Here is a 24119-nt window from a genome sequence, read left to right on the forward strand (position 1 = left end):
GTAAACATCTCAATGGAGGCCAGTGTTTCGAAAGAAGTAGATCTGGTGGGGTTAACAGCGACCTCGCGCACGGTTTTCAGTGCATCATGAAAACCGGCAAGCGGGTGTGCCTGAGAACTTCGTGCGTCACGCCGCCGAATACCCATTCGAAAATCTGGCCGAAACGAAAGGCGCCCATAACGATGGCATCGGCCGTGACCGCTTCGGCTTCCGACAGTAAACGCGCGCCGATATGCTGCCCCGGCTGGGTGTGCACGTGCCTGACCTCGGCTGAAATACCCTGGTCCTTCAGTAGCCCTAGCGCTTCCATGCAGCCCTGGCCGGCTCCGAATTCGTCGACAGCGACGATCGTGAGTCGCTTGGCCGCTCGGAGCCAGGGTATCGTGCGCGTGATCGCCTTACGTGCTTGCGTCCGCGGTTTCCACGCAATCACGATGTGCTCGCCCAACGTTTGCGGAAGGTCGCCTTCGGTCGGCACAAACAGAACCGGGCGACCGGTACTAAAAATCGCGGCGTGCAGCGCGTCGGCGGCATCAAGATTATGCGGCTTTGCTACTGCAATGAGCCCAGCTCCCTTCACCTCGGCGACCAAGGAAGATGTGATATCGCCGACATGTTCGAGCCATTTGACGCGAGCACCGGAAAACGCCAACCAGCCTTCAAATATATATCGAGCCTGACATAATCGCTCTTGGGCAGTACCTTCGCGCAGCTCACGCATCGTTTGAAGGTCGATTTCCTCGGCGGCTGCGATGAGCTTGGCGGGATCAACACAGATGTGAAGTGCTGTTAACGGAATATTCCCTGCGAGTTGTGCCGCCCTTTGCGCTACGGTCAGACACCGTTGGGCTGAAGAGGCCTCCTCGATCACAGCCACGACGCCATGTCCCGAGGAAAGAGAAATCTCGGCGGTGCATTCATTATCCTCGGAGTGGACGTGATCTGCGGCAAAGGGAGACAGGTAGAAGCTTTGGCCGGCAACCTCACGTTCGATCTCGAGCAAGCGATTGTACTTCGCCAGACGTTCACCACGGCAGGGTGCGCCGGCCTTGATCTGCCCACCATTCATCGCGACCGCAAAATCTGCGATGAACGGATCGTCGGTTTCGCCGGAGCGGTGAGAGATGATGTAATTCCATCCCGCTGCGCGGCAAGCTGAGATAGCTGCGATCGTTTCGGTGACGGTACCAATCTGGTTAAGCTTGATTAGAACGGCGTTCGTTGTTTTCTCGGCAACGCCGCGCTCGATCAGCTTGGGATTCGTCACATACAGATCGTCACCAACGATCTGGATCGATTGTCCGAGCTCAGCGGTCTGAAACTGGAATGCCGGCCAATCGTGCTCGCCGAACCCGTCCTCGATCGAGACAATGGGGAACCGCTTGATCCAGTCTCTATAGAGCGCTTCGAGAGCGACACTATCCATCGTTCCCGCACCGGACTTTTTCAAGTCATACGAGCCGTCGCGCCAGAACGACGAAGCGGCCGGATCGAGTGCAAGGGCGATCTGCTCACCAGGAATGAAACCCGCGCGCTGGATGGCTTCAACGATCAGCGAACAGGCTGCGTCGTTGCTGTCCAGGTTCGGTGAAAAGCCACCTTCATCGCCGACGCCGGTGGCGAGACCTTTCTCGATGAGAAGGTCGCGAAGCGCGTAATAGGTTTCGGAGCTCCATCGCATAGCCTCGCGGAATGACGGCGCGCTGTGCGGCACAATCATGAATTCCTGAAAATCGAGCGAGTTTGCGGCATGAACTCCTCCATTGATGACGTTCATCATTGGAACGGGAAGGCGGTGGGCCGCTGCATTCGCAAGGTAGGCGTATAGTGGCTTCCGGGAGACCTGCGCACCGGCGCGAGCAATCGCCATCGATGCGCCCACAATGGCGTTGGCGCCGAGTCGAGACTTCGTCTCAGTCCCATCTGTCTCAATGAGAAGGCGATCAAGGTCCGTCTGTTTGGTCGGATCGTGGCCACGAATCACACGACCGATTTCCTCCAAGTTGGCGATCGCCTTGAGAACTCCGCGGCCACGATAGCGCTTGGAATCATCATCCCGTAGCTCATGCGCCTCGCCCTCACCGGTGGATGCTCCCGAGGGTACTGATGCAAATGCGCTGATGCCGCTTTGCAAGCGAATTTCGACGCGCATCGTCGGATAGCCGCGCGAGTCGAGTATTTCGTCTCCGAGTATCGCAGTAATCCTGTCCATGGCGTTCTCCATCCCCTTCGTTCGACATCAACGGCGCGAAATGGGGAATCCTCACGCAGGAATCGCTGCGGATAAGGCCTGCCGAGGAGAACGGGGGACCAAGGAGTCACAACCTTCCTACCACGACCATTCGCGCGGTAGGAGTCATCAGCCTTTCGGCGGTTTCGGGGGACTCCATCCCCATCTTGCTTATGATACCTGCGCCAGCCCCACGAGGCAAGCGAAGCAGCCACGGCCGGAATCTTTCCGTTGTTGCCTTTTGTTACCCTAGGTGGGCGCGCCGCGACCACGGCGGATCGACGGTGCCACACGGGAGCATCCTACGATCAGTTCGGCGACGGCGGTGACGTTTAAAGGCAGATAGGACCGGCCAGGCACTTCGGCACTGGTAAAAGTCACTATCGCTTCGAACGGCGACATAGCCTTCGGTGGACCGAATTGAACCATCTGTCCTGCCACATATCGAATGTTCAGGTCCAGGAAGAGTCCCTCGGCTGTTAAACGGCTCCCAGCGCGTTCAACGACTCGCGCCGCAGGAAACGTTCTGGTTATGGCATCATGGAATGCCTGACGATAAATCGGCCGAAGATCATTACGAAAATTGCGAAGACCAACCAACACGGCGTCAGGTACTGTTCCATACACCCGCAACAGCAGTGCGACTGTCAGCTCCATCAACTCCTCGAAATCGTAGGTGACATGCCGATGTCCCTTGGACTGCCCTTTGCCTGTTTCGAAAGGGATTCCGATCCTGCGCAGAGATTTGATGTAGGAGTTGAAAGTCGACCCACTGACCCCACCGCGAAGGCCAAGCTCCGTCATTAGCCACATGGCTTGGCCATGGGTCAAAGCGAGTGCCGGCGCGGCGTTCGCTTTAGACTTCGCCGGAAGTTTGGAATTGCGCTTGCGCATTTCTGTCGGCGGCGATTGCATGAGACTAGCTTTTGTTCGGCAGCGATGTTGCGGCCCCGTAACGCTTCGCCGGCCAGGAGACGATATGCCCGCCCGGAACCAGATCGCCAAGAATTCCAATTGCAGCTTCAGCGACCTTCGGCACATCGAAAAACTGGATCATGAGGGGCAGGTCGACATTGAGGCGAAGAATATCGTCGGCGCGGACCTCTCCGCTTGCACCGAAGCCGGCGATACCACGGAATACGGTGACGCCCTGAACACCGTGTTGATCCTGAAGCAGCGTCAGGATCTCCTGCATTAACGTTTTTCGACGGCCGTGATCGGCTTCGTGCAGATAAATACGAACCATCAACACTTCCTCCGTCATGTCTCTTTCCTCACAGGTTGCGTGCCATGTAGGCTCCTCCGAATGCGGCTACCAAACCGAGGCCGACGGAAAGCAGGACATACAGACAGGCCTTCAGCACCTCGCCACCTTCGGCAAGAAGAAGCGTCTCCATTTCAAAGGTCGAGAAAGTCGTATAACCACCAAGGAATCCCGTCAGGATTCCAGTGCGGAGCGCCGGCCCAAGCGTCAGGCGCTCCAGAGTTTCAACGAACAGAAACCCCATGAAGAAGCTCCCCATAACGTTGATGCTCATGGTGGCATAGGGAAAATCGCGGCTGTAAACCGCTTGCACAAGGTTCGTTTGTGCGAACCGAGCCCAGCAACCAAGCACGCCAAAAAAAGCAATCGCTCCGTAGGTCCACATCGTATCGTTTCGCCTTTGCAAATCAGATCAGCGTCAGCCCGAGGATCAGCACGAGGAGAATCCCGATCAGGCCGAGGTAAAAATTCAGGTGCCCCGATTGCAGTAATCGCAGCGTGCGCGCCATAGCTTGGACGGCCCGCACTGCGGGCTGGAAGAGGAATGGCCCGAAGATCGGTGCGACGTCATGCTCGAACACTAACTTTTTGACAAAATACCCCTGAGCATCCGCATCCTGCTCGGTATTGGCTGTTGGCCGATAGACGAAGCTGTAGAACGTTCGCATCGCATTGGAAAACGTCAGAGCAGTAGTAGATGCGTGGCTCGGATCTGGGGCAAGGCCGCCGTACCAGACGGGCACTCGACGAAGAGGTTGACGCTGGCTCAGCACAACCAATGCGATCGGAATCAGCGCCAGCAACGGCATGACGACAATCAAGAGGCTCGGCGAGATAAACGCGAACTTGGCTGTCAACGGAACGAGTATTGGTCCGTCATGCATGAGATTTGTCACGACGCTGCCGAACAGCCGTGATGTTGCTCCGCCTAAAGCCGAAAGCCAGAGCGGCATACCGACTCCAAGAGCGAGAACGGCCAGGCCGATAAGACCAACCGAAATGGAGTAGGCTCTTCGAATAGGGGCGGATCTCTTTGCATCCCGCCCCAGTACGCCGAGGCCGATGACCTTGACGAAGGTCGCAAACGCAATCGCCGCGGTGAGAGCCAACCCCGCGCCCGTCAGCGCGAGCGTCAGACGACCGCTGAGATTGGGAAGATTGAAGCCCTGGAAAACGGTCTGGAAGACGTACCACTCGCTGACAAATCCGGCGACCGGAGGCATTGCGGCGAGGCTCATCGCGGCCAGGACAGCGCCTATACCAAACAGCCAATGACTGCCTGCACCGCCATAAGCGATTGCGTAATTACCGTTGGCTCGACGCAGGCCATCGGCGGCGATAAACAGCGCGCCCTTGGCCAGCGCGTGCCCGGCGAGATGCAGCAACGCAACCGTCCAGGCAAGCCCGGCCAGATCCAGGAGCTGATAACTGCGAAAAAGCATCGACGTGCCGAGCGCCACAACTGCGATCGAGGCATTTTCAGCCGACGAAAAACTCAGGAGACAGCGCCAGTCATCCTGTTGGAAAGCATATAGGATGGTCAGAATTGCACTGATGGTCGCCACGACGATCACGATCACGGCGAGCGTCGGAAACGCGCCATCAGGCGCGACCGGCAGCCATTCCATCAACGATCGCGACAAAGCGAAAAATGCAGCGTTCAATACGACGCCGGAGAGAATTGTTGCCGATGCGCCGCTGCCCGAACCATAAGCTCCGGGAAACCATTCATAGAACGGTAACAGGCCGAGCTTGGCGCCGAACCCGATCAGGAAGAGAAGGCCAATGCCGATCATTACTCCGTAAGGAAGTGCGTCTGCCTCATGGATGAATTGCGCAAAACTGAGAGAGGAGGCGCGCAGTCCATAAATCGAAATTGCGAGGACTAACGCGACGGTGCCGACTTCGAGAAGCGCCAGCATGAACAATACGGTTCGTCCCCGAGACGGGTCGAAATTCTCCGACAGGATCATCACAGCGCCGCCAAGACTCATCAGCTCCCACGCGACGATCAGTGCTGCGCCGTTCTGGAGGCCGAATACGCCAAGCGCGCCAAGAAGGCTGATGGCCACGCCGAAAATCCAACCTCGAGAACCTCGTTGGGAGGGCGACATCAAAGCACAGGCAAAGCCGGCCGGAACCAGACCGAAGCCCATAAGCCAGAGCGCTTCCGGATCGAGACGAAATGGGACTGCTTCTCCCATGATTTGACCGGGGAGTATGACCGCAGGCGTCGCAGCCGGCAGGCCGGTGATTGTCGCCAGCACGCCGATTGCGGCGCCCGCCGCCAGCAGGATGCGGCCGATAGTGATAGATCCGCTCAGGCCGGCAACTGCTGCGGCCAGCCAGATGATCGCGCAAAGCAGCAAAAGTTGATTAGCCACCGATCTGCCCCTTTCTTACGCGTTGAGGGGCGCGATCAAGAAACATCAACAATGCCTGCAGGATCGCGGATGGGTTTGGCGGGCATCCGGGAAGATAGAGATCAACGGGAAGCACGCCCTCGAGTCCGGTGCCACACGCGTAATTGCCCCCGGGAATTCCTCCCGATACCGCGCAGGTTCCGACCGCCATGACCCAGCGAGGCTCCGGCATCGCCTCGTACGCAGCCCTGAGCGGCTCGAACATCGCACGGGTGACTGGCCCGGTCACCAGCAGGAGATCTGCAAATCGCGGTGATGGCGTGAAAAAGATCCCCAGTCGATGCAGATTGTAAAACGGATTATTGAGTGCCTGAAGTTCCGACTCGCAGCCGTTGCATGATCCTGCATCGACATGACGGATGTGCAGGCTTCGGCGAAATGCTCTTCGTTCGGTTCGATCTGCGGCCGGATGGCTCGTGCGATCGTTCGACCAGACAAGGTCGGTCCGGTCGCGAACGCCGAATGCCCAATCATGTGACGGCTCCATCGCGCCGCGCGGGCACGCTTCGGTGCAGAGTTGGCAGACCACGCAGCGTCCATAGTCAACGGAAAGACCACCATCCTTTACTTGAATGGCGTTCGTCGGGCACGCGGCCGCGCATTCCTCGCAGCCTTCCTGACACAGAGCCGGGTTGTAGCGCGGCATGCCCAGAACGCCGTCTTGTCCGTCGTTTGCTCCATCTTTCGGCCACGGCGTGGTTGCTTTTCCGCTCGCCAGTCCAAACAACGTCCACAGCGCCATGGATGCCTCCTATCGGTCGCAGCCGGCGATGGTCAGGCCGAAGCTCGCCTCGTTGATCGCATAGTCCATCATGTTTGTGTCGTGCACCGTGAAGGGAAAGGCCCGCCAGTTCGAGAACGACGGCGACTTGATCTTCACGCGGGCGAGACGTCCGTCGCCGCCGATGTGGACGGCATAGAACAAGGAGCCGCGCGGATCTTCGGCCCAGCCCAGTCCCTGCGACAGCGGCGGCGGAACGCAGTCGGTTCGAACAGGTCCCGGTTCCAGCAGAAGCAGGACACGCTGACAGAGAATGAAAGAGGCTTCGACCTCCGCGATGCGGACACGCTCTCGCGCGTAAGCATCGCCTTCTTTCAATGAGCTTACGGCGAGCGGTAACTCTGCATATTGTGCATAGGGATGGTCGCGGCGAAGATCGCGATCAAGACCGGAAGCCCGTTCGATCGGTCCCGTTGCGCCCTGGTCGAAGGCAATTCGCTCCGGCAAAGGTCCGGTTGTGATGAGCCGGTCAAGATGGCTCTCCGATGCTTCCAGGCGTTCGACATAGGCGACGAACTCCTGGCGCAGAGCCTCGAGCGCTGCACCGAGCCACCTATCTGGGGTCAGGTCCCGTCGAAGTCCGCCGGGCGTCAAAAGGCTTCGCAAGAAGCGACTGCCGGTCAAACGAGCGATCAACTGCTTGGCCTTTTCCTCCAGCAGCTTGCCTTGCGCTTCGCCTACCTTGAGCGAGGTCGTATGGCAGAGATGGCCGAGATAGTGGAGATGATTGTAAATCCGCTCCAGTTCCGCAAGCAGAACGCGCAACGCCCGTGCACGGGGCGGAACCGCGCATTTGGCGGCGCGTTCGATGGCTTCACAGTAGGCCAGCGCATGTGCGAGCGTGCCGACACCGGAGACCCGTTCGGCTATGACGACAGCGTGATCCGGCCGCTGTCCCTGGAAGCACGATTCCATTCCACGGTGTTTGAAGAAGAGACGCGGCTGATAGTAGATGATGCGTTCGCCGATGTAGAAAAACGTGAACTCAGCGGATTCCACGACGTCGGCGCGGATGGGTCCGAATGGAAGCTGCTGAACGTCACCCGTTTCGATCGCGGGCAGATGCGCATGGCCGTTCGTCGGCAGATATGAACTGAGACCTCCGTCATTGATCTGGGTCGAGTCGCCGTCGCGAAGGACGAGCGGGTAGGGCTCAGGATGTCCGCTGAACGCCACTTTTTGCAGGTCCATCATTTCACGCTCATACCAGCCGAGCAGCGGTACGACGGACGCAAGGCTCGGAAGCGTGCGTCCAGCGACCGTCCAGACATCGAAATCCTGCTGATCCGGAACCGCGCAAATATAGCGAACTTCAGTTTTCGATTCGTCGGGCGACCAAGCATAGGCGAATTGAATGCGGCCGCCCGATTTGTGCAGCACCTGTGCGGCCGCGTGGAGCTTGCTCGCTTCTAGCGGCTTGATCCGCATCCCGTTCATCGCGCGGCCTCCAGCGGAGATACCACGGTCAGCGCATGTGCTATCGTTTGGAAGTGATCCCATAAGGTTTGCGGCCACCATAATCCCATGACCAGTAAGGGGACGAGCGCGAGCCACATCGGCGCCAGACACCATGCGCTGACTGGAGTCACCTTTCTTTCGGCCACTGTGCCGTTATCGAAGGACATTGTCTTGAAGTGATTGAGAAAGCCGATGAAGATGACGATGAGCAGCACGGCTAATAACGCGACGAGGACATAGTCAGCTTCAGCGAGGCCCGCTCGAATGATGGACAATTCGCTGAGAAAAAGCGCAAATGGCGGCGCGCCGGTGATCGCGACAGCGCCTGCCAGCCATAATCCTCCGAGCATTGGTAGATTGTGAAGGACTCCACGAATTGCCGGAATCCGTTTTGTCTCGTATGCGCGCATGATACTTCCCGCACCGAAGAACATCGCGGACTTGTTCAGTGAGTGGTTCAGCATGTGGTAGAACGCGCCGGCGATTCCGAGAGGCCCGCCAAAGCCGAACCCCAGTGCGATGACGCCCATGTGCTCGACGCTGGAATAAGCCATCAGCCGCTTGACGCCCTTTTGCCGAACGATGAACAGCGCCGCAACGAGCAACGAGAAGGTGCCGAGCGCGAGAAGCGTTCCATGCGCCAGCGGTCCGATCCCGGCCGCGTCAGCGACGACGAGGTATCGCACGATGCCGATCATGGCGGTGTTAAGAAGGGCTCCCGACAACAGGGCAGAAACGGGAGCGGGGCCTTCGCTGTGCGCGTCCGGCAACCAGGTGTGCATTGGCGCCAGGCCGACCTTCGTGCCGTATCCGATCAGGACTAGAAGAAAAGCCAGCGAGACCAAAGGCGAGTTGAGGCGCGGCGCGACCTGTTGAAGGGTTTCCCAGGTCATGTCGTAGGTTGGTCCGAGAACGAACGTGCCGCTCCAGTAGAATAAAACGGTTCCGAGCAGCGCCAGGCTGATGCCGGCCGACACGATGATGATATATTTCCAGGCTGCCTCGATGCTTTCGGCCTCGCGTTCGAAGGCCACCAGAAATGTGCTGATCAAGGTCGTGAGCTCGATTGCGATCCAGTAGAGTCCGGCATTGTTCATCATCGGGCCGACAAGCGTGCTTAAGGCGAAACCCGCGAACATTGCGTAGAAACGATAAAGGCGATCCTCCTCGCCGAGCAACCGCATGTAGCCGATCGCGTAAATCGAAGCGAGAAAGTAGACGATGGCGGCGCATAGAATCGACCAGGTGCCTAAGCCGTCGATGATGATGTATTCACCCCAGAACAGCACCTTTGTATCGGGCACGAGGAGCAGAATCGCAAAAACGGAAATTAGCGAGATAATGCTGGCAACAAGGTTTAGGGCTTCGGCCGCGCGTGGCCGGTGTATGATCACGATCAGAATGATGGCGACGGCCGGCGCTGCGGCAAGGGCGAAAACAAATGCGCTGACCGCGTTCATCGTCATCCTACCAACCGTTTGAGCTGCAACGAACTGGTCGTGCCGACGTGAGTCAACAGGTACTGCACCAGGACGCCGAAGCAGGCGACGACAATGAGCAGATCAAACAGGATGACGATTTCGAGCAGGAGCGGCATGCCGGGAACAAGAATTTGCGCTCCGAGAAAGACGCCATTTTCCAAAACCAGAAGACCAAGGATCTGGCTTATCGCTTCATGCCGGACCGAAAGCATGAGAAAGCCGATCAGCTTCATCGAGAGCATGACCGTCAGCGCGAGCACGACGATCGTTCCGGCAAGACCTAAGGCAGCGCCAATACGATAGGAAACAGCCAGAGCGAAAACGACGGCGAATGCACCGATCACAAGGCTGGAGCTGGCCTGCAGGATCACGTGAACTTCGCGATGTGCTTCCAGGCGCCTGATAATGCGCAGGATGAGATAGGGAAGAAGCAGGCCCCTGAAAGCCGCCGTCAGAATCGCAACGATAAAGAGTTCGTCGTAGTTTCCATAGTAGCCGACCGCGCCCGAAAGAATGGCAATGAGCCACGACTGGGCCGCGAAGGCGAAGAGATAATGGCGAAGCCATCGCGAGCCGAGCATCACGAAGGATAATAACAGGCTGCCGATCGCCAGGAGGCTGAACAGAGAGGCGGGCAGGGGATCGAGATGTGCCGCGAGCATGGGACTAGCTCAGTTGAGTACCGACAATCGCAAGGATCGCCAGCATGAAGGACGCTGCGAGTGGCTCCTGGTATCGGTAGAAGCGCAGTCGGGACTGTACGGTTTCGACGAGCACGACGACGCAGGCGACCATGAGGAATTTGATCGCAAGGGCGCCGAGGGATCCGATGACTCCGATCGCCGTTCCCTGGACGGAGAGCGCCCAGGGAAACAGCAACACGTTGCAGAAGATCGTATAGAGGATGAATTGCTTCATCATCGACGCCCATCGAAGGATGGCAAGCATCGGCCCCGAATATTCGAGAATCCTCGCCTCCTCGATCATGTAGACTTCGATATGCGTGCTTGAATGAATTGGGAGCCGATCCGTCTCGACCAGGATCAACACGAAGAAGGCCGCGACCAGAAATAGATGCGTCGGCCCCCAATAGATCCACGGCTGCGCGACGAGCAGATGGTTGACCACGAAGGGCAACATCGATTTCGCCAACAGCGTGATGCCGACGAAAACAAGTATGAGTGTCGGCTCTGCAAGAATGGTGACCATGACCGAGCGGCTGGAGCCGATGCCGCCGTAAGCACTGCGCGTATCGAGACCGGCGAGCGTGATCATGAACGACCCGAGCGTCAGGATCAGGCCGCCGCCGAGGATGTCTCCCATGTTCGAGAGTGGCAGCGGAAAGTTGGTGAGAACGGGGATCAGAATGGGAACAGTCAACGTTGTAGTGAACGCAACGATCGGCGCTGACCAGTAAAGCCATGACGCGGTGTCAGGCACGACGATCTGCTTGTGAAACAGCTTCCAGAGATCGCGATAAGGCTGAAAGATTCCCGGGCCCTGGCTGCGCTGGACCCGTTCCTGAAACTGCAGGATTACGCCCTGCAATAAGGGCGCGAGTAGCAGCGTGGTGAGTACCTGGGCGATTTGGAGGAGGATATCGCGCGCGGTCACGGGCGGCCTCCCGGCACAGGGAAGGGCAACCTGATAGTTATTGACCGGGGACTTGTTTGGGGAGATCGTTTGAGCAAGGCGCATAACTCCCGTCTGCCAGAAATTGGCTCGACAGGAGTCATCAGCCCCGAGGGCGGTTAAAAGGCGAACTCCATCGCCGTGTATAAGACTGGCCTTCCCTCTCTCGATTGTCAAGAACCAGAGTAACTGCGCAGTGGTCAGTAGCGCATTTTGTCGGGAATGACCGCGCGTACACCGCCAAGAGGATCAGGGATGTCACCGTCGCGACGGGGGATGAGATGGACATGGCAGTGAAATATGGTCTGACCGGAAACCAGACCGACATTCGCGCCGACGTTGAAACCCTTCACCAGGGGATCGGTCTTTATGATCTCCGATCTAAGATGTCGCAACAGTTCATTGGCTGCGGCTAGCTCCGGATCCGTCAGGTCGAAATATGTCGCGGCATGGCGATAGGGAAGAACCAGAGTGTGGAGAAATGTAACCGGCGTCGTATCGCGGACCGCGAATGTCAGCTCGTTTCGCATAACAACGGCAGGCCCATCGCGCAAGGCGCAGAAAACGCAGTCAGGCGCGCGAGTCTTTACGTCTGGTTGTTGGCTCGTTGCTTTTGTCATTCTACAAATGCCGCGTTGAGTTCTATGTGATCCGCAGTCTGGCACTTTTTAGCAAACGTCCCAAGAGGTGAGACGAATGAACATTCGCCAGATGCTACTTGATGTCGATAAAGCCGTTGCCCGACCATCATTGCTCGAAATTGCGGCCGTACTTGACCGGTGCACGGGGGTTGAGGCTGTGAACATTACAGTCGAGGAAATCGACATTGAAACCGTTGGCATGAACGTGTCGATCGAGGGCAGCAATATGAGTTACGAGGAGATCACAGGGGCGATCGAAAAAACTGGTGCTGTCGTCCATAGTTTGGACGAGATCGCGATCGGTGAACGCATCATTCCACGAATCCCCCGCGTCCGATGAAGGCGTTCGATTTTATTCGACACCCGAATAATCGACTCGACATCGTCGCCGGACTGATTGATGGGATCTTGAACGCATTGACGTTGGCAGCCGGCCGCCTGATACACGCCGGTGGCGAGGGTGCGACGCTAAGCCTCGCGGTGCGAGTAAGCGTAGCTGCTGGCGCAACGACTATTTTCGTGTTCTTTGTCGCTCACTACGCGCAGCTACGTGTCGAATTGGTACGACATGAGCGCGAATTGAATTTGATGGCGCATGGTAAGCTCGCTGCTACGAGCCTCGGCCGAAGCGTGTTTTTCGAGTCACTCTACAAAGCCTTGCTGGCAGCAAGCTTTAGTTTGGCAGGCGCGCTCTTTCCTTTAATTCTCTGCGCTTGGTTGACGTCTCCGCCATGGCTGGGTCTGGCGATCACAATTATTGCGCTCGGCGGATTAGGGGCTCTGCTGGCCAAAACTTTCTATGGCTCCTCGCTTACGTGGGGAGTGTGTCTGTTTGTCGGCGGGATCATGCTGACTTTTGTCGGCATGAAACTTGATCTGGTAGGATAATATCGGCTACCCCAACGGTGGGATTTCTATTCGTTCGAGGATTTGGTCGAGGCCGATCAGCCGATAGATCAGAATCGTACCAGTAGCAAAGCTAATATTGACGATCTCATCAGGGGTTCGGCGGTCGAGCGACATGACGATCGAGCGCAGGGAATTTCCATGGGCGACAACAAGGACACGACGGCCTTCGGTGAGGAGTGGTAAGATGTTTCGTTCAAAAAACGGAAGTGTTCGCGCCGCCGTCATCGCAAGGCTTTCGCCACCGGGCGGCGCAATATCATAGGAGCGCCGCCAGAGCTGTACGCGCGCAGCACCCCAGCGGTCGGCCGCTGCGGTGCGGGTCAGCCCGGCCAATTCGCCATAGTCCCGTTCATTGAGCGCAGCGTCTTCGAAGATCGGCGTCGATGCGGTGTGAAGCTCTTTCAGAATCAAGAACAGGGTTTGCTGGGCGCGTTTGAGTTTGCTCGTGAACGCGATGTCGCAATCAAATCCCCTGTTCCTGAGCGTATGTCCTACGGCAATAGCTTCCTGGATCCCGGTTGCCGTCAAAGGCGGATTCTTCAATCCCGTAAAGCGATCCTGTTTGTTAAACTCACTTTCCCCATGTCGGATGAGAACCAATGTACCTCGTTCTCGCTCCGACGATGTCGTGATGGTAGATGCGACAAATGACGGAGATCGATGACGGTCCCTACGCGAGCGGATGACTTTGACGACAAATGGCCCGTTCGGGGAATCTCTATGAAATGGAGCCATGCGACCTCCTGCTCGCCCACAATGCGCGGCTGTGGACGTCGTCATCCGGTCATCACGCACCGGACGCTTGCCGCGCTTTCAGTCAGCAGGAGTCATCAGCCTTTCGGCGGTTAAGGGAGACTCCATTCCCCGTCTCCAATGTTGTTTTAACTTTTGCGCGTCGTGCGGCGCCGGTCAATGATGAGCGCTTATGCTGGAAGAAGACGACAGCGCGGCTTGCGCAGACGACGGAGTGCCTTTGCTGTGCCAAATCGACATCGGCGTCACTGGTTCGCGATTGGTCGACGTTGCACAATTGATCGACCATCGCGATACAACAGAGGAGATCGTCGCATCGCGCATGGATTGTCCGTTGCATGGAGGGCAGCTCTATGCTAGGAAAACAGCTGGGATGGAGTCCCCCCAAATTGCCGTAAGGCTAATGACTCCTACTGCGGTATTGATCGCGGTGGGAGCGTTTTATCCGAACCCACCAGATTGGTGGGTTTTTGTTTGCCTGCAGATAGGCAGGCAGCTTCTCGCCGCGATTATCCTGCGCACAAACATACGACGGGAGAAATAGCATCTCCCGGCGAATGGATAATGCTGGAGAAGGACTGCGCGATGAGCAGTATCGATACCACAACCAGACGAGAACCTGCGGCAGCATTCATTAGCCGAGTTTGGCACTGGATTGGCGATCATCGGGTCGACCATGTTTGGTCTCACGAGCCTCAGCCCGCGTTTCTTATCAAGATCGCCACAATCGTACCTGATGCAAATCGCTTCTTATGCGGAAGCATTTTGCACGGATGTACGCCACTATCTCAGCCCGAGCGAGTGTTGATGCCTGCCAGAAAAGTGATCGGCATCCATGTGCGCGCTTCGAGAAATTCGAGGAACTGAGCGCGCACGTTGATGTTGAGGCCAAGAAGCATCGTCGAGTCAGAGGAGACGCGCTGTTCCGGCAGCTCGATCCGGGCGCGGTCGGCGTCGGCTTCCACACCGACCCGGCGAGAGGACCATAGGCTCTCGTCGCGTTACGCAACGCAAGACACCGGTTGGGCTTCGGCCCAATCGGGTCTTGGTCAGCCGACTGTAAAGATCATTCACCGAGCGGCAACCCACAGTGGGCGGGCTCAATTATGGAGTGGAATCGATGTGCGACTACAGCCTTCATACCATTGCATCGCGCCCGGCAAAAACCGGGGATTTGCTTGTGACGACCTCCTTCTCCGGATCCTATGATTTGCGTGGATTCTGCGCGAAAAATGAGCCCGGCGTTGCTGTTTGCCTGATGCCGGGAACGGAGCTGGCTTTCCGGACAATACCAGCGCGCCATCGCGTTCTTGCACCATTAGTATGGCTTGGCGTCTCCCTTCGCATAGATTCGAAACTGGCGCGGTTTCGACAGGTTAGCTTTGACGACCAAGTCCATGATGCGCTTGAATTCGCGAACGGAGAGGTCGAACTGGTGACCGGTCTTCGTCGAGGATTGGAGGCAACTGTTCTGCAGCTCCCGGCCGCGATTGGCGGCGACCGCTCGGCTACCAAGCACAATTCCGTTGTCTTACAAGCTGAAGCCGTATGGTAGGAGACGTTATGACTATTGAAAGTATTCTGAAGCGGAAGGGTGCCGATGTCACAACCATAGCTCCGGAAGCCAACATTAAGAGGGCGGCAGACTGGCTTCGTGCAAAGAATATTGGTGCTCTCGTGGTGATGAGTGAGGGCGCAGTTCTTGGTCTCATATCCGAACGTGAAATCGTTCATGCATTTTCTCGCTATGGCGAGACAGCTGGGTCGATGCTTGTGAGGGAAGTCATGCAACACGGTGTGACAACCGTGTCCCCAGAGGAAAGTATCAATCGTGTGATGAACCGGATGACGCACCATCGCGTACGCCACATGCTGGTACTACGCGGTGGAGAGCTGGCTGGTATCGTCAGCATCGGCGACGTGGTCAAGCATCGACTAGAGGACCTCGAGCTTGAGACGAACGTTCTACGTGATATTACCACGTCGCACATCGACGACTGGCGTTAGCTCATGGACGCCCGTGTATTTCCCGATCGTTCCACTTGAAACCGGTCTCGCCCGCTCTGTCGAGTCAATGAAAAGTCTAACCCCATCGGTTATTCCATGGGAGCGGCGGCGCGCGGCTCGTGAGACGGAGTGACGCGAGCCCACTTCCGCCAAAACGCACCTCTTGATCTCAATGAAGTCTCTGTTCAACCCTGGGCAACATCGGGCTGGCTGCACTGACCAACAACTAAGTCAGAGGTGAAGATCGGAACCAGCGTCAAGTTAGCTGGTCGACTTTTAGCGCCCATCAATGATGGACGTTGAAGCGCTACTCTTTCTGCAAAGTGTGGGTATAGTACCATAGCGTGCCGTTGAGCACCATCGCGCCGAAGATATTGCCGATGGTAACCGGAATTTGGTTCCAGACCCACCACTCGTAGATGCTCACATTGGCACCCGAGAGAATGGCGGTCGGGAAGAGCCACATGTTGACGACTGTGTGCTCGAAGCCCAGCGCAAAGAACATCCCAATAGGGATCCACATCAGTAGCGCGCGGCCCACGGTGCTGCGTGTGGCCTTGGACATGATGGACCCGAGGCTCACTAGCCAGTTACAGAGAATGCCCTTGCCGATGGCGGCGCACCAGCCAAGAGCACCATAGTGGACATAGCTCACCTTAGCCTCGGCGGTCTTGGCGATAACTTTGAGCATGCCGTCCGGGGGGACAGCTCCGCCCTTCGTCAGCGAAAACCACAGAAGCCAAGCGAACAACAAGCCTCCGATCAGGTTGCCGATCAGCGTCCAGGTCCAGTTGCGAACCAACTGCCACAGCGTAACCGTCCCTGAGTACATGCCGATGGGCATCGTCGCGAAACTGCCAGTCGCCATCTCCAAACCGAGGAAGCTCAGCGTGACGTAGCCGGCCGGAAACACAAGTCCGGCCGCACCAAGCGGGATGCCGGCGGCGACCATCGCAAAGGTCACGCAGGCTCCATAGGCCAGAAAAGGCGTACATAGAGAGCCGCGAATGAGAAGGTGAACGATGCCGAACTTGGCCTTCTTGGCGGCATCGGCAGCCAGCGCAGCCACCATTTCCGACGGCGGAACCGTTTCGATTACAACGCTGGCATTCGCATGATCGGCCATCGCGTTCCCCCTCGATCTTTCTGATCGTCGCCGTTCCGGCGATGTCGATTGTTACGCAAATGCATAGCAGTTCTATAGTTATCACGCAACGAACGCGGTGCGATGGCACTTTTATTATGCTTTGCTTTGAAAGTGCTCGACAATCGATGCTCCTGATATTCGCAAATATCCGTTGATCACTTCGCTCGTTGGAAGTTGAGTGCAGCAGTATTCTTCCGTTCCTGCATAAAGGGACTACTTCATGGCTGATGACTCCTGCAAACGCTCAGCGTTTGTAGGAGTGTATCTGAGAAGCTCTTCGGCTCGACCTGTGAGCGAATTACTGCGGAAGGCTCGTCATGCTGAAAATCGGTTCTCGTCTGCGCTTGTATCGTCGTTGCTGACCGATCACTGCTGCACGGGAATATCTAGATCTTCCGTGTTGATGTGATCTGCGTCTGGTCGGATACGTGCAAGGCGCTCCCCCTAAGGGAATGGAAGATGACGGCTTCTAACTTCGTGACTAGTTATCCGGATCAGACCCTTGATGCGCGCATTGGACGTGCGTTGAATCACTTGACGTCATTCCATGATGGTGACGGTGGTATGGCTGAGATATTGGAGCTTGGAATCGATGCTGTTCCCGCGCTGACGCAGGTTTTGACACAGCGCGAACCGTCTGGACTCTTTCAAGTTCGATGCCGTGCGGTCGAAGCACTGGCGACGCTCAAGGCATTCTCTGTTCTCAGCGATTTCCTTCGAAAGCGCCGCGACATTGCTGATCCGGTTGAGCGGCTCGGAGACGATGCGGTTGTCAGTATTGCAGCGCGAGCGATCGCGCATCTTCGTGAACCTTGGGTCTACGAGTTGCTCGCGGACCTTGCCCACCACCATCCACTTCAGGGAGTTCTCGCCGGGCTCGGGTCGTTCTTCCGCGTTGACTCCCTACCTGTCTTCATTGACGCGCTTCAAGAAGACCATCTTCGTTCGACTGCAGAGGCGATTCTTCGAGGCTTTGGGTCCAAGGCTCGTCCTGCCTTGGTGCTAGTCGCGTTAGAGCCTGGGGAAGGTGCAGGATGGGAAAGCGAATCACATTTGCGTAAGCGTCGGAGCGCGCTCGGAATTCTTTCCGAAGTCGGCGTGCGATGTCGAGATTGGCCGCGGCTGCGCCTTCTTATCGATGATTCCGATCATCAGGTCGCGCTGCTCGTCTGCGAGATCGGAATTAAGCTTGGTACCGCCGCAGATCGCGTGCGCGTCGCTGCCAGATTGCGCGACTTGCGATTGACCGCCGACTGGATTCATCGTGAACAGATTGACGAGTTGACGAAATCCTTGTCCTCTCCACGTATCAAGGGCGATCAGCGCTTGTTGTAGGCAGCAGGCAGAAGCAGCCGATGCTGGGCTGGGCACAACCGTGAAAATGAACTCAAACCGGACTCATTGAGTGCCCGGTGGACATGCAAGAAATTTCCTTGCTGTCGATCGGCAATCCCTGTCAAAGAACGAATGTTTTCTGATACATTTGCAGGGAATGGCTCGAGCAGTCACCGACTTCCGCGTCCGCGCGACAATTTTGAGAAAGCCGCGCCGCGCCGATTTTCGCCACATCTCCGGCGTTTTGCCTGATAATTCTGGTCTCAGGTTATTCGGCATGTTGGCCGCTGTTTGAGAAACTTCGCCGGCCGGTGGCATCCGATCTCAACGGGGGACAGCGATGCAGCGTGGAGGCGTTAGCGTGACGAGCCCTGGACGTCGCTCTTCACGGCTGAGATCGGCAGGACAGGGTGCAGTTTCCGGATTCTCCCGAAAGGCTGGCAGGATAAGCCTCGCCAGCCGGTTTGCTGCTGCCGCGGCGGCGTCGTTCATTTTCGCGACGGTAGACCCGCCGGCCCAGGCGGCGCCGGGCCCGTGCCATGAGGCGGCCGATTTCTCGATCCTGCCCTCGCCGTTTGCGCCCTGGAAAGGGGCGCCGCTGCGCGTCATGATCGTCACCGAAAAGCCACTCCGGGGTGTGATTTCGTTGGTCGCGCCCGATGGAAGCGTGGCGGCCAAATCGTCTGACCGGCATGGTAATGCGCCGTACTCCTGGTTCGCCGAGGTCGCTCAGCCTGCCGCGGGCATGTGGCACGCCACCCTGACACTCGACCACGCAACGGCGGGCTGCAGCACGATCAAACGCGATATCTCCGTCAGCGCGCGCAAGCCAAACCCTCTGCCTGTTCCGCCCAATGCCTTCTGGAAGGTTCGTAACAACTGGAATCACGCGACGGAGTCCTTGTTCTCGGCGTGGATCGAGAAACTGTTCGATGCGCCTCCCGATCAGGATCTGTCCTGGAAAGTCTGGCATGAAGTCCTGCGCGACCGCTCACGCAATTTCCTGTTCAACTATCTGGGTCGCGGCGAAGATAATGTGCGGACGGGCCTTCGCCCCGACTGCGCTGATTTCGTATACTTCCTGCGCGCCTATTTTGCCTACAAGATGGGGCTGCCCTTCGGCTACTCCAATTGCTCGCGTGGCACCCACGGCAAGCCGCCCAAGTGCTTCCAGTGGTTCGACATGGAGCATCCCGAGGTCACCCGTCCGCCACCGCCTCCCGAACAGGAAATCGCGTCGGCTACGACCGCCGCCAACGCCACGCCGCCCGGGCAGACGCCTCCTATACTGCAGCCCTTTGTCCCCTTGCAGTCGGCCGAGACGCCCGCGGCTCCGCTGAAGGCGCGGCCAAAGCGGCCGACGACGTTCAACGAATATCTTCGGGACGTCGGCGACGTGGTGCATACCGGCGCCGTGCGCGCCACCGCGAACGATGAAAACACCGATTTTTACACTGTCTCGCTGACCCAGGAAGCGCTCCGCCCGGGCACGGTCTACGCCGACCCATACGGCCACGTGCTGATGCTCGTGCATCGCGTACCGGAGATGAACGGCAAGCCGGGCGTTTTCCTCGCCGTCGATGCCGAGCCCGACGGCTCGATCACACGAAAGCGTTTCTGGCGTGGCAACTTCCTGTTCGTGCACGATCCTGCGCTGGGCAGCCCGGGCTTCAAGCACTTTCGGCCGATCGTGCGCGACAAAGGCGGCTCGTTGCGGCGGCTGGCCAACGCCGACATTATCGGCAATCCCCAGTATGCCGATTTTTCGCTCGATCAATCAAGAATGAGCGCCGAGGATTTTTACGATCACATGGATGACGTGATGTCGCCTGAGCCACTCGATCCCGTGAAAGCGATGACAGACGCCATCGAAAGTCTGAATGAACAGGTGAAGACGCGTGTGACCTCGGTTGAAAACGGACGGCAATATCAGGAAAAGCACGCCGGGGAGGTGGCTATGCCCAACGGCTCCTCGATCTTCGGGACGACGGGAGCCTGGGAGGATTACTCCACTCCGGCGCGCGATTTCCGTTTGTTGATCGCGATCGATGTCGTGCGAGGATTTCCCGATCGTGTCATTCGGCGGGCGCCGCACTACGCGATGCCGAAAGACAAGAGCAACGCCGATGTCGAAAGCGAATTGCAAGGGGTGCTTGCCTCCGAGCTTGCCTCGCGAAAAATATCCTATACGCGCAGCGATGGCTCGCAATGGACGCTTTCGCTCAAGGAGGTCATCGATCGGGCACCACGTTTCGAGATGGCCTATAATCCGAACGACTGCGTCGAGGTGAGATGGGGCGCATCGGAAGGGAGCGAAGAGGCATCCACGTGCAAGCGGCACGCGTCGCAGGCGCAACGCGAGAAGATGTCCTCGAAGTACCGAATTTGGTTCCACGAGCGGCACTGGCCGACGAACACCTGAATCGCGATGGTTTTGGCACGCCTTCAATGTCGTCGAATGGCCAAAGTGGACCGCCACGACTGACTCATTCCCCGTCCCTCGGGCGCATGAGAGCCTCCGGGGTGCATGAGAAACCCTGAGGGAATTGACTCCAAAGGCAAAAGGAAAAGCGATGGCAATTGGCAAGAACACTATCTGCCTATGGTACGACAAGGACGCCGAGGCTGCGGCCCGCTTCTACGCAGAGACTTTTCCTGACAGTTCGGTGAGCGCCGTCCGCCATGCACCCACTGACTATCCGTCCGGCAAGGCGGGCGACGTGCTGATGGTCGAATTCACCGTCGCCGGCATCCCATGCCTCGGTCTCAATGGCGGCCCCGCGTTCAAACATAGCGAGGCATTCTCGTTCCAGATCGCCACTGACGATCAGGAAGAGACAGACCGCTACTGGAACGCCATTGTCGGCAATGGCGGCCAGGAAAGCGCATGCGGCTGGTGCAGGGACAAATGGGGCATCTCCTGGCAGATCACGCCGCGCGCGCTGACCGAGGCGATGGCTGCCGGCGGCGACGAAGCAAAACGCGCGTTCAGTGCGATGATGACCATGAAGAAGATCGACGTCGCCGCGATCGAGAAGGCGCGGCGGGGCTGACGGTCGCAAAGTTGAGGGGTGCTGACTCGGATCAGGGACTCATCAATTCGAGTCGAAGGCTTTGGTCGAAGCGCTCGCGCCACGAAAAGGGATTCTGAGCCCTGACTTTCTCTTCTTGCTGCTTTTCCTTCTCCCGCTTGCGATTCATGAAACCAACGACGTGGGGAGGAAATACTCTCTCTTCCATTCCAGGCCTCCAAAGAAAGGCTCCGAACTCGAGAAGAACGGAGCCTTTCCAGGACCAGCAACGCGATGCGCGCTGGCACTACTGTTACTTGGAAATAAATCCGGGAGGGGAATTTCGTTCCCGTCCTAACTTTCGTCTATGAAAAGATCGAGGATTCAGAGAATTCCCTCATCGATTCCATTGCACCCGAGTGATCCATTCATGACATCGTCCACCGCAATGCAAAAAGGGTGGTAGTTCCATTTGGGCTGTTCGCGCTATAAGGCTGTCGAGCTATATAATTGTGATACGGATCGCCGGCCTGCCGGCGGCAGCTGAACTCCGGAGATGCGACAGGTGACCGATTATCGAGTCTACATCCTCAACGACAAGGGCCACATCCAGGGCGACACGCTCATAGTGAGCGCGGACGATCCTCAGGCGATCGAAACCGCAAAGAAGATTGTCGGCGCCCGTAACGTGGAATTGTGGGACGGGGAGCGCCTGGTTGGGCGTTTCAAGACGGAGCTTAATAGCTAGTCAGATGCTTTAATCCAATCTCCACTACTTCATGCCGGTGAGCAGGGCTCCAGCGCTTGTCTGTCTTGTGGCTGAAAGCGGAGGTCGAAGGTGCATCGTCAATACGTGTGCGCCACATCCAAACAGTGCTCATCCAGCGCGTCCGCATGAAGCGCGCTTCGCGGCGCGTCGAGCAGGTTGATCGATGCTTATCCCGTGACTCATGCCCCTCGCCGAATTCCGCATCGCGTTCAACTTAGAAGCGCTCCAATTTAACGGGATTGCGGGAAACATCGTTACGGTTTATTCGAGATCGCCATTGAGCGGCTGATCCTCTCCGGCACCGGGAAAACAGTCAGCGCGGCGCTGCCGTTCGCGAGTCGTTGGTGGTGGGTTCCGTCGGTGGTGGGTTCCGTCGCGCCGGGGCGGATCTCGCGGAGGGAGGTCGTACGGGATCGCTTGCGATGAAGGATGGGGAAATCAGCCACGGCGTTTACCTGTCGCATCGCGCGGCGCTGATTGACTACGTCGCTCCGATCCTTGGGTCGCGCGAAGCCGCCGAGGATATCGTTCAGGACGCATTTTTGCGTTTCGTGCCGGAGCGGATTCGATCGGTCACACCTGAACAGACCCTCGCCTATCTCTACCGTATCGTACGTAATCTGGCGTTCGATGTTCTACGCCGCCGCAAGGTCGAAACGCGAGAACTGGCGCAGGACGTGCCGTTTTGGGCGACGCTGCGGACGGAAGCCACGCCGGAAGAAAATCTTCTTCTCTCTGACAACGTGCGGAGCGTGTCGCGCGTTATGGCGGATCTGACCCCGGAGGCCCGAATCGCCGTCGAAATGCACCGGTTGGGCGGCTATACGCTCGGGGAAGTCGCCGAGCATCTTGGCATCTCGGTCGCCACCGCGCATCGGCACGTACGGGGCGCCATGATGCGGATTGCAATGGCGCTCGACACACCCGACGAGGCGTGAAAAGAAATTCCAGGCTAATCGTCTATTCGGTCGAGAGCAGGCTTTTCGGATCGCTCCGGTTCGACAGGCGGATTGGACGATAGCTGGAGGATCAGAGTGTTTGGTCGCGCACGACGATAAATCGGATCCGATACTTGAAGAGGCGATGGACTGGCTGCTGCGGTTGAACGCGGCTTCTCAGGATTCTGCGTTAGCGTGCGAATTCGAAAATTGGCTCGCGCAGTCGCCGGAACATCGGATCGCCTGGCAGAAGGCCCGGCGCACCTGGCGCGTGATGCGGGAGGTGCCTCCGGTCTACGAGCACGTATGGCGCCGCGAAGACCCCCGGGGCATCACGATCGGTTCCAGCCGGCGGGTTTCTTCGCTGCGGTCTCGATCACATTGGGGACGGCGGGCGGTTGCCGCCAGCATCGGCCTGGCGGCGTGCGTCGTCATCGCGCTGAACTACCCCGCATTATCGGTGCGTTTGCAGGCGGATTATGCCACGGGCACGGCCGAAACGCGCACGGTGCACCTGATCGACGGGACCAGCGTCGAGCTCGCTGCGGACAGCGCCATCAAGATTGACATGGCGAAAGGAGAACGGCGGGTAACTCTGCTGGCGGGGGAGGCGTTTTTTGACGTCACCCACGATGCGGCGCGCCCCTTCGTTGTCGCGGCGGCCGGCGTCGATGTGATCGATCTCGGCACTGCCTTCAATGTGCAGCTGTCAGCGACGGGCACAAGCGTGGAACTGTCGCGCGGATCGGTGTCGGTGGCTTTACCCAAAAAGGCTACGAACGAGATGGTCCTGGTGCCGGGCGAAGCGGTGGTGGTGGACCGCAGCACGGGCGCGATGCAAAAGAGCACGATCGCGCAAGACGACATCGCGGCGTGGCGCGACGGAAAGCTCTTCGTCAACGATGTGCCGATCGCTACGGTCATCGAGCAGTTGCAGCGCTATCACCGGGCATGGATCACGATCCCGGACAGGGATCTGGGACAGCAAAAAGTCACGGGACTTTACGATCTCCGCCATCCCGACAGGGCATTGCGGGCGCTTGTCGAGCCCTATGGCGGCACCGTGCGCACGGTCGCACCTTATGTGCGGTTAATTACCCGTTTTTGAATTGCTCCAGTCTCGCCTTGACGCCTGAGAATAAAGCGGCGGGCGGTGAAAAAAGCTTGTGAGCTAATCGTCTTTGGTCCGGAAACGCATGCGCGGGGGCGATGCGTCTGTTCGAGGAATAAAGACCAATGGGTTGGCCGAGCGCAGCAAGAACCAGAATGCGGTTTCCGACCGTGACACTCATCGCCGGGTTGGCGCTGAGTACGGCCGCTTGCGTCGGCCCCGCAAGCGC

The 24119-nt window shown here is 57.9% G+C and carries 24 protein-coding genes, 1 pseudogene and 4 riboswitches; of the genes and pseudogenes, 10 read left to right on the forward strand and 15 right to left on the reverse strand.

Features of this window, described 5'->3' with window-relative positions:
- Positions 1–76: 76 nt before the first annotated feature.
- From ACS3WA_RS02935 to ACS3WA_RS02990, 12 genes and pseudogenes are all read right to left on the reverse strand, one after another.
- Positions 77–721 (reverse strand): universal stress protein, encoded by a 645-nt coding sequence (locus ACS3WA_RS02935; protein ID WP_438277385.1) that lies wholly within the window; start codon positions 719–721, stop codon positions 77–79.
- Between the two features lie 225 nt (positions 722–946).
- Positions 947–2212, reverse strand: a pseudogene (gene eno / locus ACS3WA_RS02940) (phosphopyruvate hydratase); the annotation flags it as partial.
- Positions 2213–2343: 131 nt separating this feature from the next.
- A riboswitch (Fluoride riboswitch) is annotated at positions 2344–2403 on the reverse strand.
- A 76-nt stretch (positions 2404–2479) separates the two neighbouring features.
- Positions 2480–3145, reverse strand: a complete 666-nt coding sequence (locus ACS3WA_RS02945) for a hypothetical protein (protein ID WP_438277073.1) — start codon at positions 3143–3145, stop codon at positions 2480–2482.
- A 4-nt stretch (positions 3146–3149) separates the two neighbouring features.
- Entirely contained in the window at positions 3150–3494 is a 345-nt protein-coding gene (locus ACS3WA_RS02950; protein WP_438277074.1) for a DUF190 domain-containing protein, read from the reverse strand.
- A 10-nt stretch (positions 3495–3504) separates the two neighbouring features.
- Positions 3505–3879 (reverse strand): fluoride efflux transporter FluC, encoded by a 375-nt coding sequence (locus ACS3WA_RS02955; RefSeq protein WP_438277075.1) that lies wholly within the window; start codon positions 3877–3879, stop codon positions 3505–3507.
- Between the two features lie 22 nt (positions 3880–3901).
- On the reverse strand, positions 3902–5878 hold the full coding sequence (locus ACS3WA_RS02960; protein ID WP_438277076.1) for a proton-conducting transporter transmembrane domain-containing protein: 1977 nt from the start codon (positions 5876–5878) through the stop codon (positions 3902–3904).
- A complete protein-coding gene (nuoB, locus tag ACS3WA_RS02965; protein ID WP_438277077.1) occupies positions 5871–6659 on the reverse strand; it encodes an NADH-quinone oxidoreductase subunit NuoB in 789 nt (262 codons plus the stop codon). Before nuoB ends, ACS3WA_RS02960 begins: the two co-directional genes overlap by 8 nt.
- A 9-nt stretch (positions 6660–6668) precedes the next feature.
- Complete coding sequence (locus tag ACS3WA_RS02970) at positions 6669–8135, reverse strand: nickel-dependent hydrogenase large subunit (protein WP_438277078.1); 1467 nt, start codon at positions 8133–8135, stop codon at positions 6669–6671.
- Positions 8132–9622: a proton-conducting transporter transmembrane domain-containing protein gene (locus ACS3WA_RS02975; RefSeq protein ID WP_438277079.1), complete on the reverse strand. Its 1491-nt coding sequence runs from the start codon at positions 9620–9622 to the stop codon at positions 8132–8134. The genes ACS3WA_RS02970 and ACS3WA_RS02975 overlap by 4 nt, the downstream gene beginning before the upstream one ends.
- Positions 9619–10299 (reverse strand): hypothetical protein, encoded by a 681-nt coding sequence (locus ACS3WA_RS02980; RefSeq protein ID WP_438277080.1) that lies wholly within the window; start codon positions 10297–10299, stop codon positions 9619–9621. The genes ACS3WA_RS02975 and ACS3WA_RS02980 overlap by 4 nt, the downstream gene beginning before the upstream one ends.
- A 4-nt stretch (positions 10300–10303) precedes the next feature.
- Positions 10304–11251, reverse strand: coding sequence for a respiratory chain complex I subunit 1 family protein (locus tag ACS3WA_RS02985; RefSeq protein WP_438277081.1), 948 nt, complete (start codon positions 11249–11251; stop codon positions 10304–10306).
- 105 nt (positions 11252–11356) lie between these two features.
- A riboswitch (Fluoride riboswitch) is annotated at positions 11357–11419 on the reverse strand.
- A gap of 50 nt (positions 11420–11469) precedes the next feature.
- On the reverse strand, positions 11470–11889 hold the full coding sequence (locus ACS3WA_RS02990; RefSeq protein ID WP_438277082.1) for an HIT family protein: 420 nt from the start codon (positions 11887–11889) through the stop codon (positions 11470–11472).
- A gap of 76 nt (positions 11890–11965) precedes the next feature.
- Between ACS3WA_RS02990 and ACS3WA_RS02995 the strand changes: the two genes are divergently transcribed.
- Both ACS3WA_RS02995 and ACS3WA_RS03000 read left to right on the forward strand, forming a co-directional pair.
- The gene (locus ACS3WA_RS02995; RefSeq protein WP_438277083.1) at positions 11966–12250 is read left to right on the forward strand and encodes a DUF211 domain-containing protein; all 285 of its coding nucleotides are present in this window, start codon (positions 11966–11968) and stop codon (positions 12248–12250) included.
- On the forward strand, positions 12247–12798 hold the full coding sequence (locus ACS3WA_RS03000) for a hypothetical protein (protein WP_438277084.1): 552 nt from the start codon (positions 12247–12249) through the stop codon (positions 12796–12798). Before ACS3WA_RS02995 ends, ACS3WA_RS03000 begins: the two co-directional genes overlap by 4 nt.
- A gap of 6 nt (positions 12799–12804) precedes the next feature.
- Here the strand turns inward: ACS3WA_RS03000 and ACS3WA_RS03005 are convergent, their stop codons facing one another.
- Positions 12805–13419, reverse strand: a complete 615-nt coding sequence (locus ACS3WA_RS03005) for a 2,3-bisphosphoglycerate-dependent phosphoglycerate mutase (RefSeq protein ID WP_438277085.1) — start codon at positions 13417–13419, stop codon at positions 12805–12807.
- A gap of 214 nt (positions 13420–13633) precedes the next feature.
- Positions 13634–13693: riboswitch (Fluoride riboswitch) on the reverse strand.
- Positions 13694–13932: 239 nt separating this feature from the next.
- Positions 13933–13992: riboswitch (Fluoride riboswitch) on the forward strand.
- Between the two features lie 368 nt (positions 13993–14360).
- Positions 14361–14537, reverse strand: coding sequence for a hypothetical protein (locus tag ACS3WA_RS03010; RefSeq protein ID WP_438277086.1), 177 nt, complete (start codon positions 14535–14537; stop codon positions 14361–14363).
- Positions 14538–14692: 155 nt separating this feature from the next.
- On the opposite strand from ACS3WA_RS03010, the gene ACS3WA_RS03015 reads away from it, so the two are divergent.
- Both ACS3WA_RS03015 and ACS3WA_RS03020 read left to right on the forward strand, forming a co-directional pair.
- Complete coding sequence (locus ACS3WA_RS03015; RefSeq protein WP_438277087.1) at positions 14693–15127, forward strand: hypothetical protein; 435 nt, start codon at positions 14693–14695, stop codon at positions 15125–15127.
- Positions 15128–15135: 8 nt separating this feature from the next.
- A complete protein-coding gene (locus tag ACS3WA_RS03020) occupies positions 15136–15579 on the forward strand; it encodes a CBS domain-containing protein (protein WP_438277088.1) in 444 nt (147 codons plus the stop codon).
- Positions 15580–15886: 307 nt separating this feature from the next.
- Here ACS3WA_RS03020 and ACS3WA_RS03025 read toward each other — a convergent pair whose 3' ends face one another.
- Entirely contained in the window at positions 15887–16705 is an 819-nt protein-coding gene (locus tag ACS3WA_RS03025) for a formate/nitrite transporter family protein (protein WP_438277089.1), read from the reverse strand.
- 480 nt (positions 16706–17185) lie between these two features.
- Here ACS3WA_RS03025 and ACS3WA_RS03030 point away from each other — a divergent pair, with 480 nt between their 5' ends.
- From ACS3WA_RS03030 to ACS3WA_RS03055, 6 genes are all read left to right on the forward strand, one after another.
- Positions 17186–18061, forward strand: a complete 876-nt coding sequence (locus ACS3WA_RS03030) for a hypothetical protein (protein ID WP_438277090.1) — start codon at positions 17186–17188, stop codon at positions 18059–18061.
- Positions 18062–18506: 445 nt separating this feature from the next.
- Complete coding sequence (locus tag ACS3WA_RS03035) at positions 18507–20483, forward strand: hypothetical protein (RefSeq protein ID WP_438277386.1); 1977 nt, start codon at positions 18507–18509, stop codon at positions 20481–20483.
- A 157-nt stretch (positions 20484–20640) separates the two neighbouring features.
- Positions 20641–21114, forward strand: coding sequence for a VOC family protein (locus ACS3WA_RS03040; RefSeq protein WP_438277387.1), 474 nt, complete (start codon positions 20641–20643; stop codon positions 21112–21114).
- A 514-nt stretch (positions 21115–21628) separates the two neighbouring features.
- On the forward strand, positions 21629–21820 hold the full coding sequence (locus tag ACS3WA_RS03045; RefSeq protein ID WP_438277091.1) for a hypothetical protein: 192 nt from the start codon (positions 21629–21631) through the stop codon (positions 21818–21820).
- A 443-nt stretch (positions 21821–22263) separates the two neighbouring features.
- Positions 22264–22779 (forward strand): RNA polymerase sigma factor, encoded by a 516-nt coding sequence (locus ACS3WA_RS03050; protein WP_438277092.1) that lies wholly within the window; start codon positions 22264–22266, stop codon positions 22777–22779.
- Between the two features lie 100 nt (positions 22780–22879).
- A complete protein-coding gene (locus tag ACS3WA_RS03055) occupies positions 22880–23887 on the forward strand; it encodes a FecR family protein (RefSeq protein ID WP_438277093.1) in 1008 nt (335 codons plus the stop codon).
- Positions 23888–24119 lie beyond the last annotated feature (232 nt).

Origin of the sequence: Nitrobacter sp. (assembly GCF_051535235.1) — a bacterium.
Classification (GTDB): domain Bacteria; phylum Pseudomonadota; class Alphaproteobacteria; order Rhizobiales; family Xanthobacteraceae; genus Nitrobacter.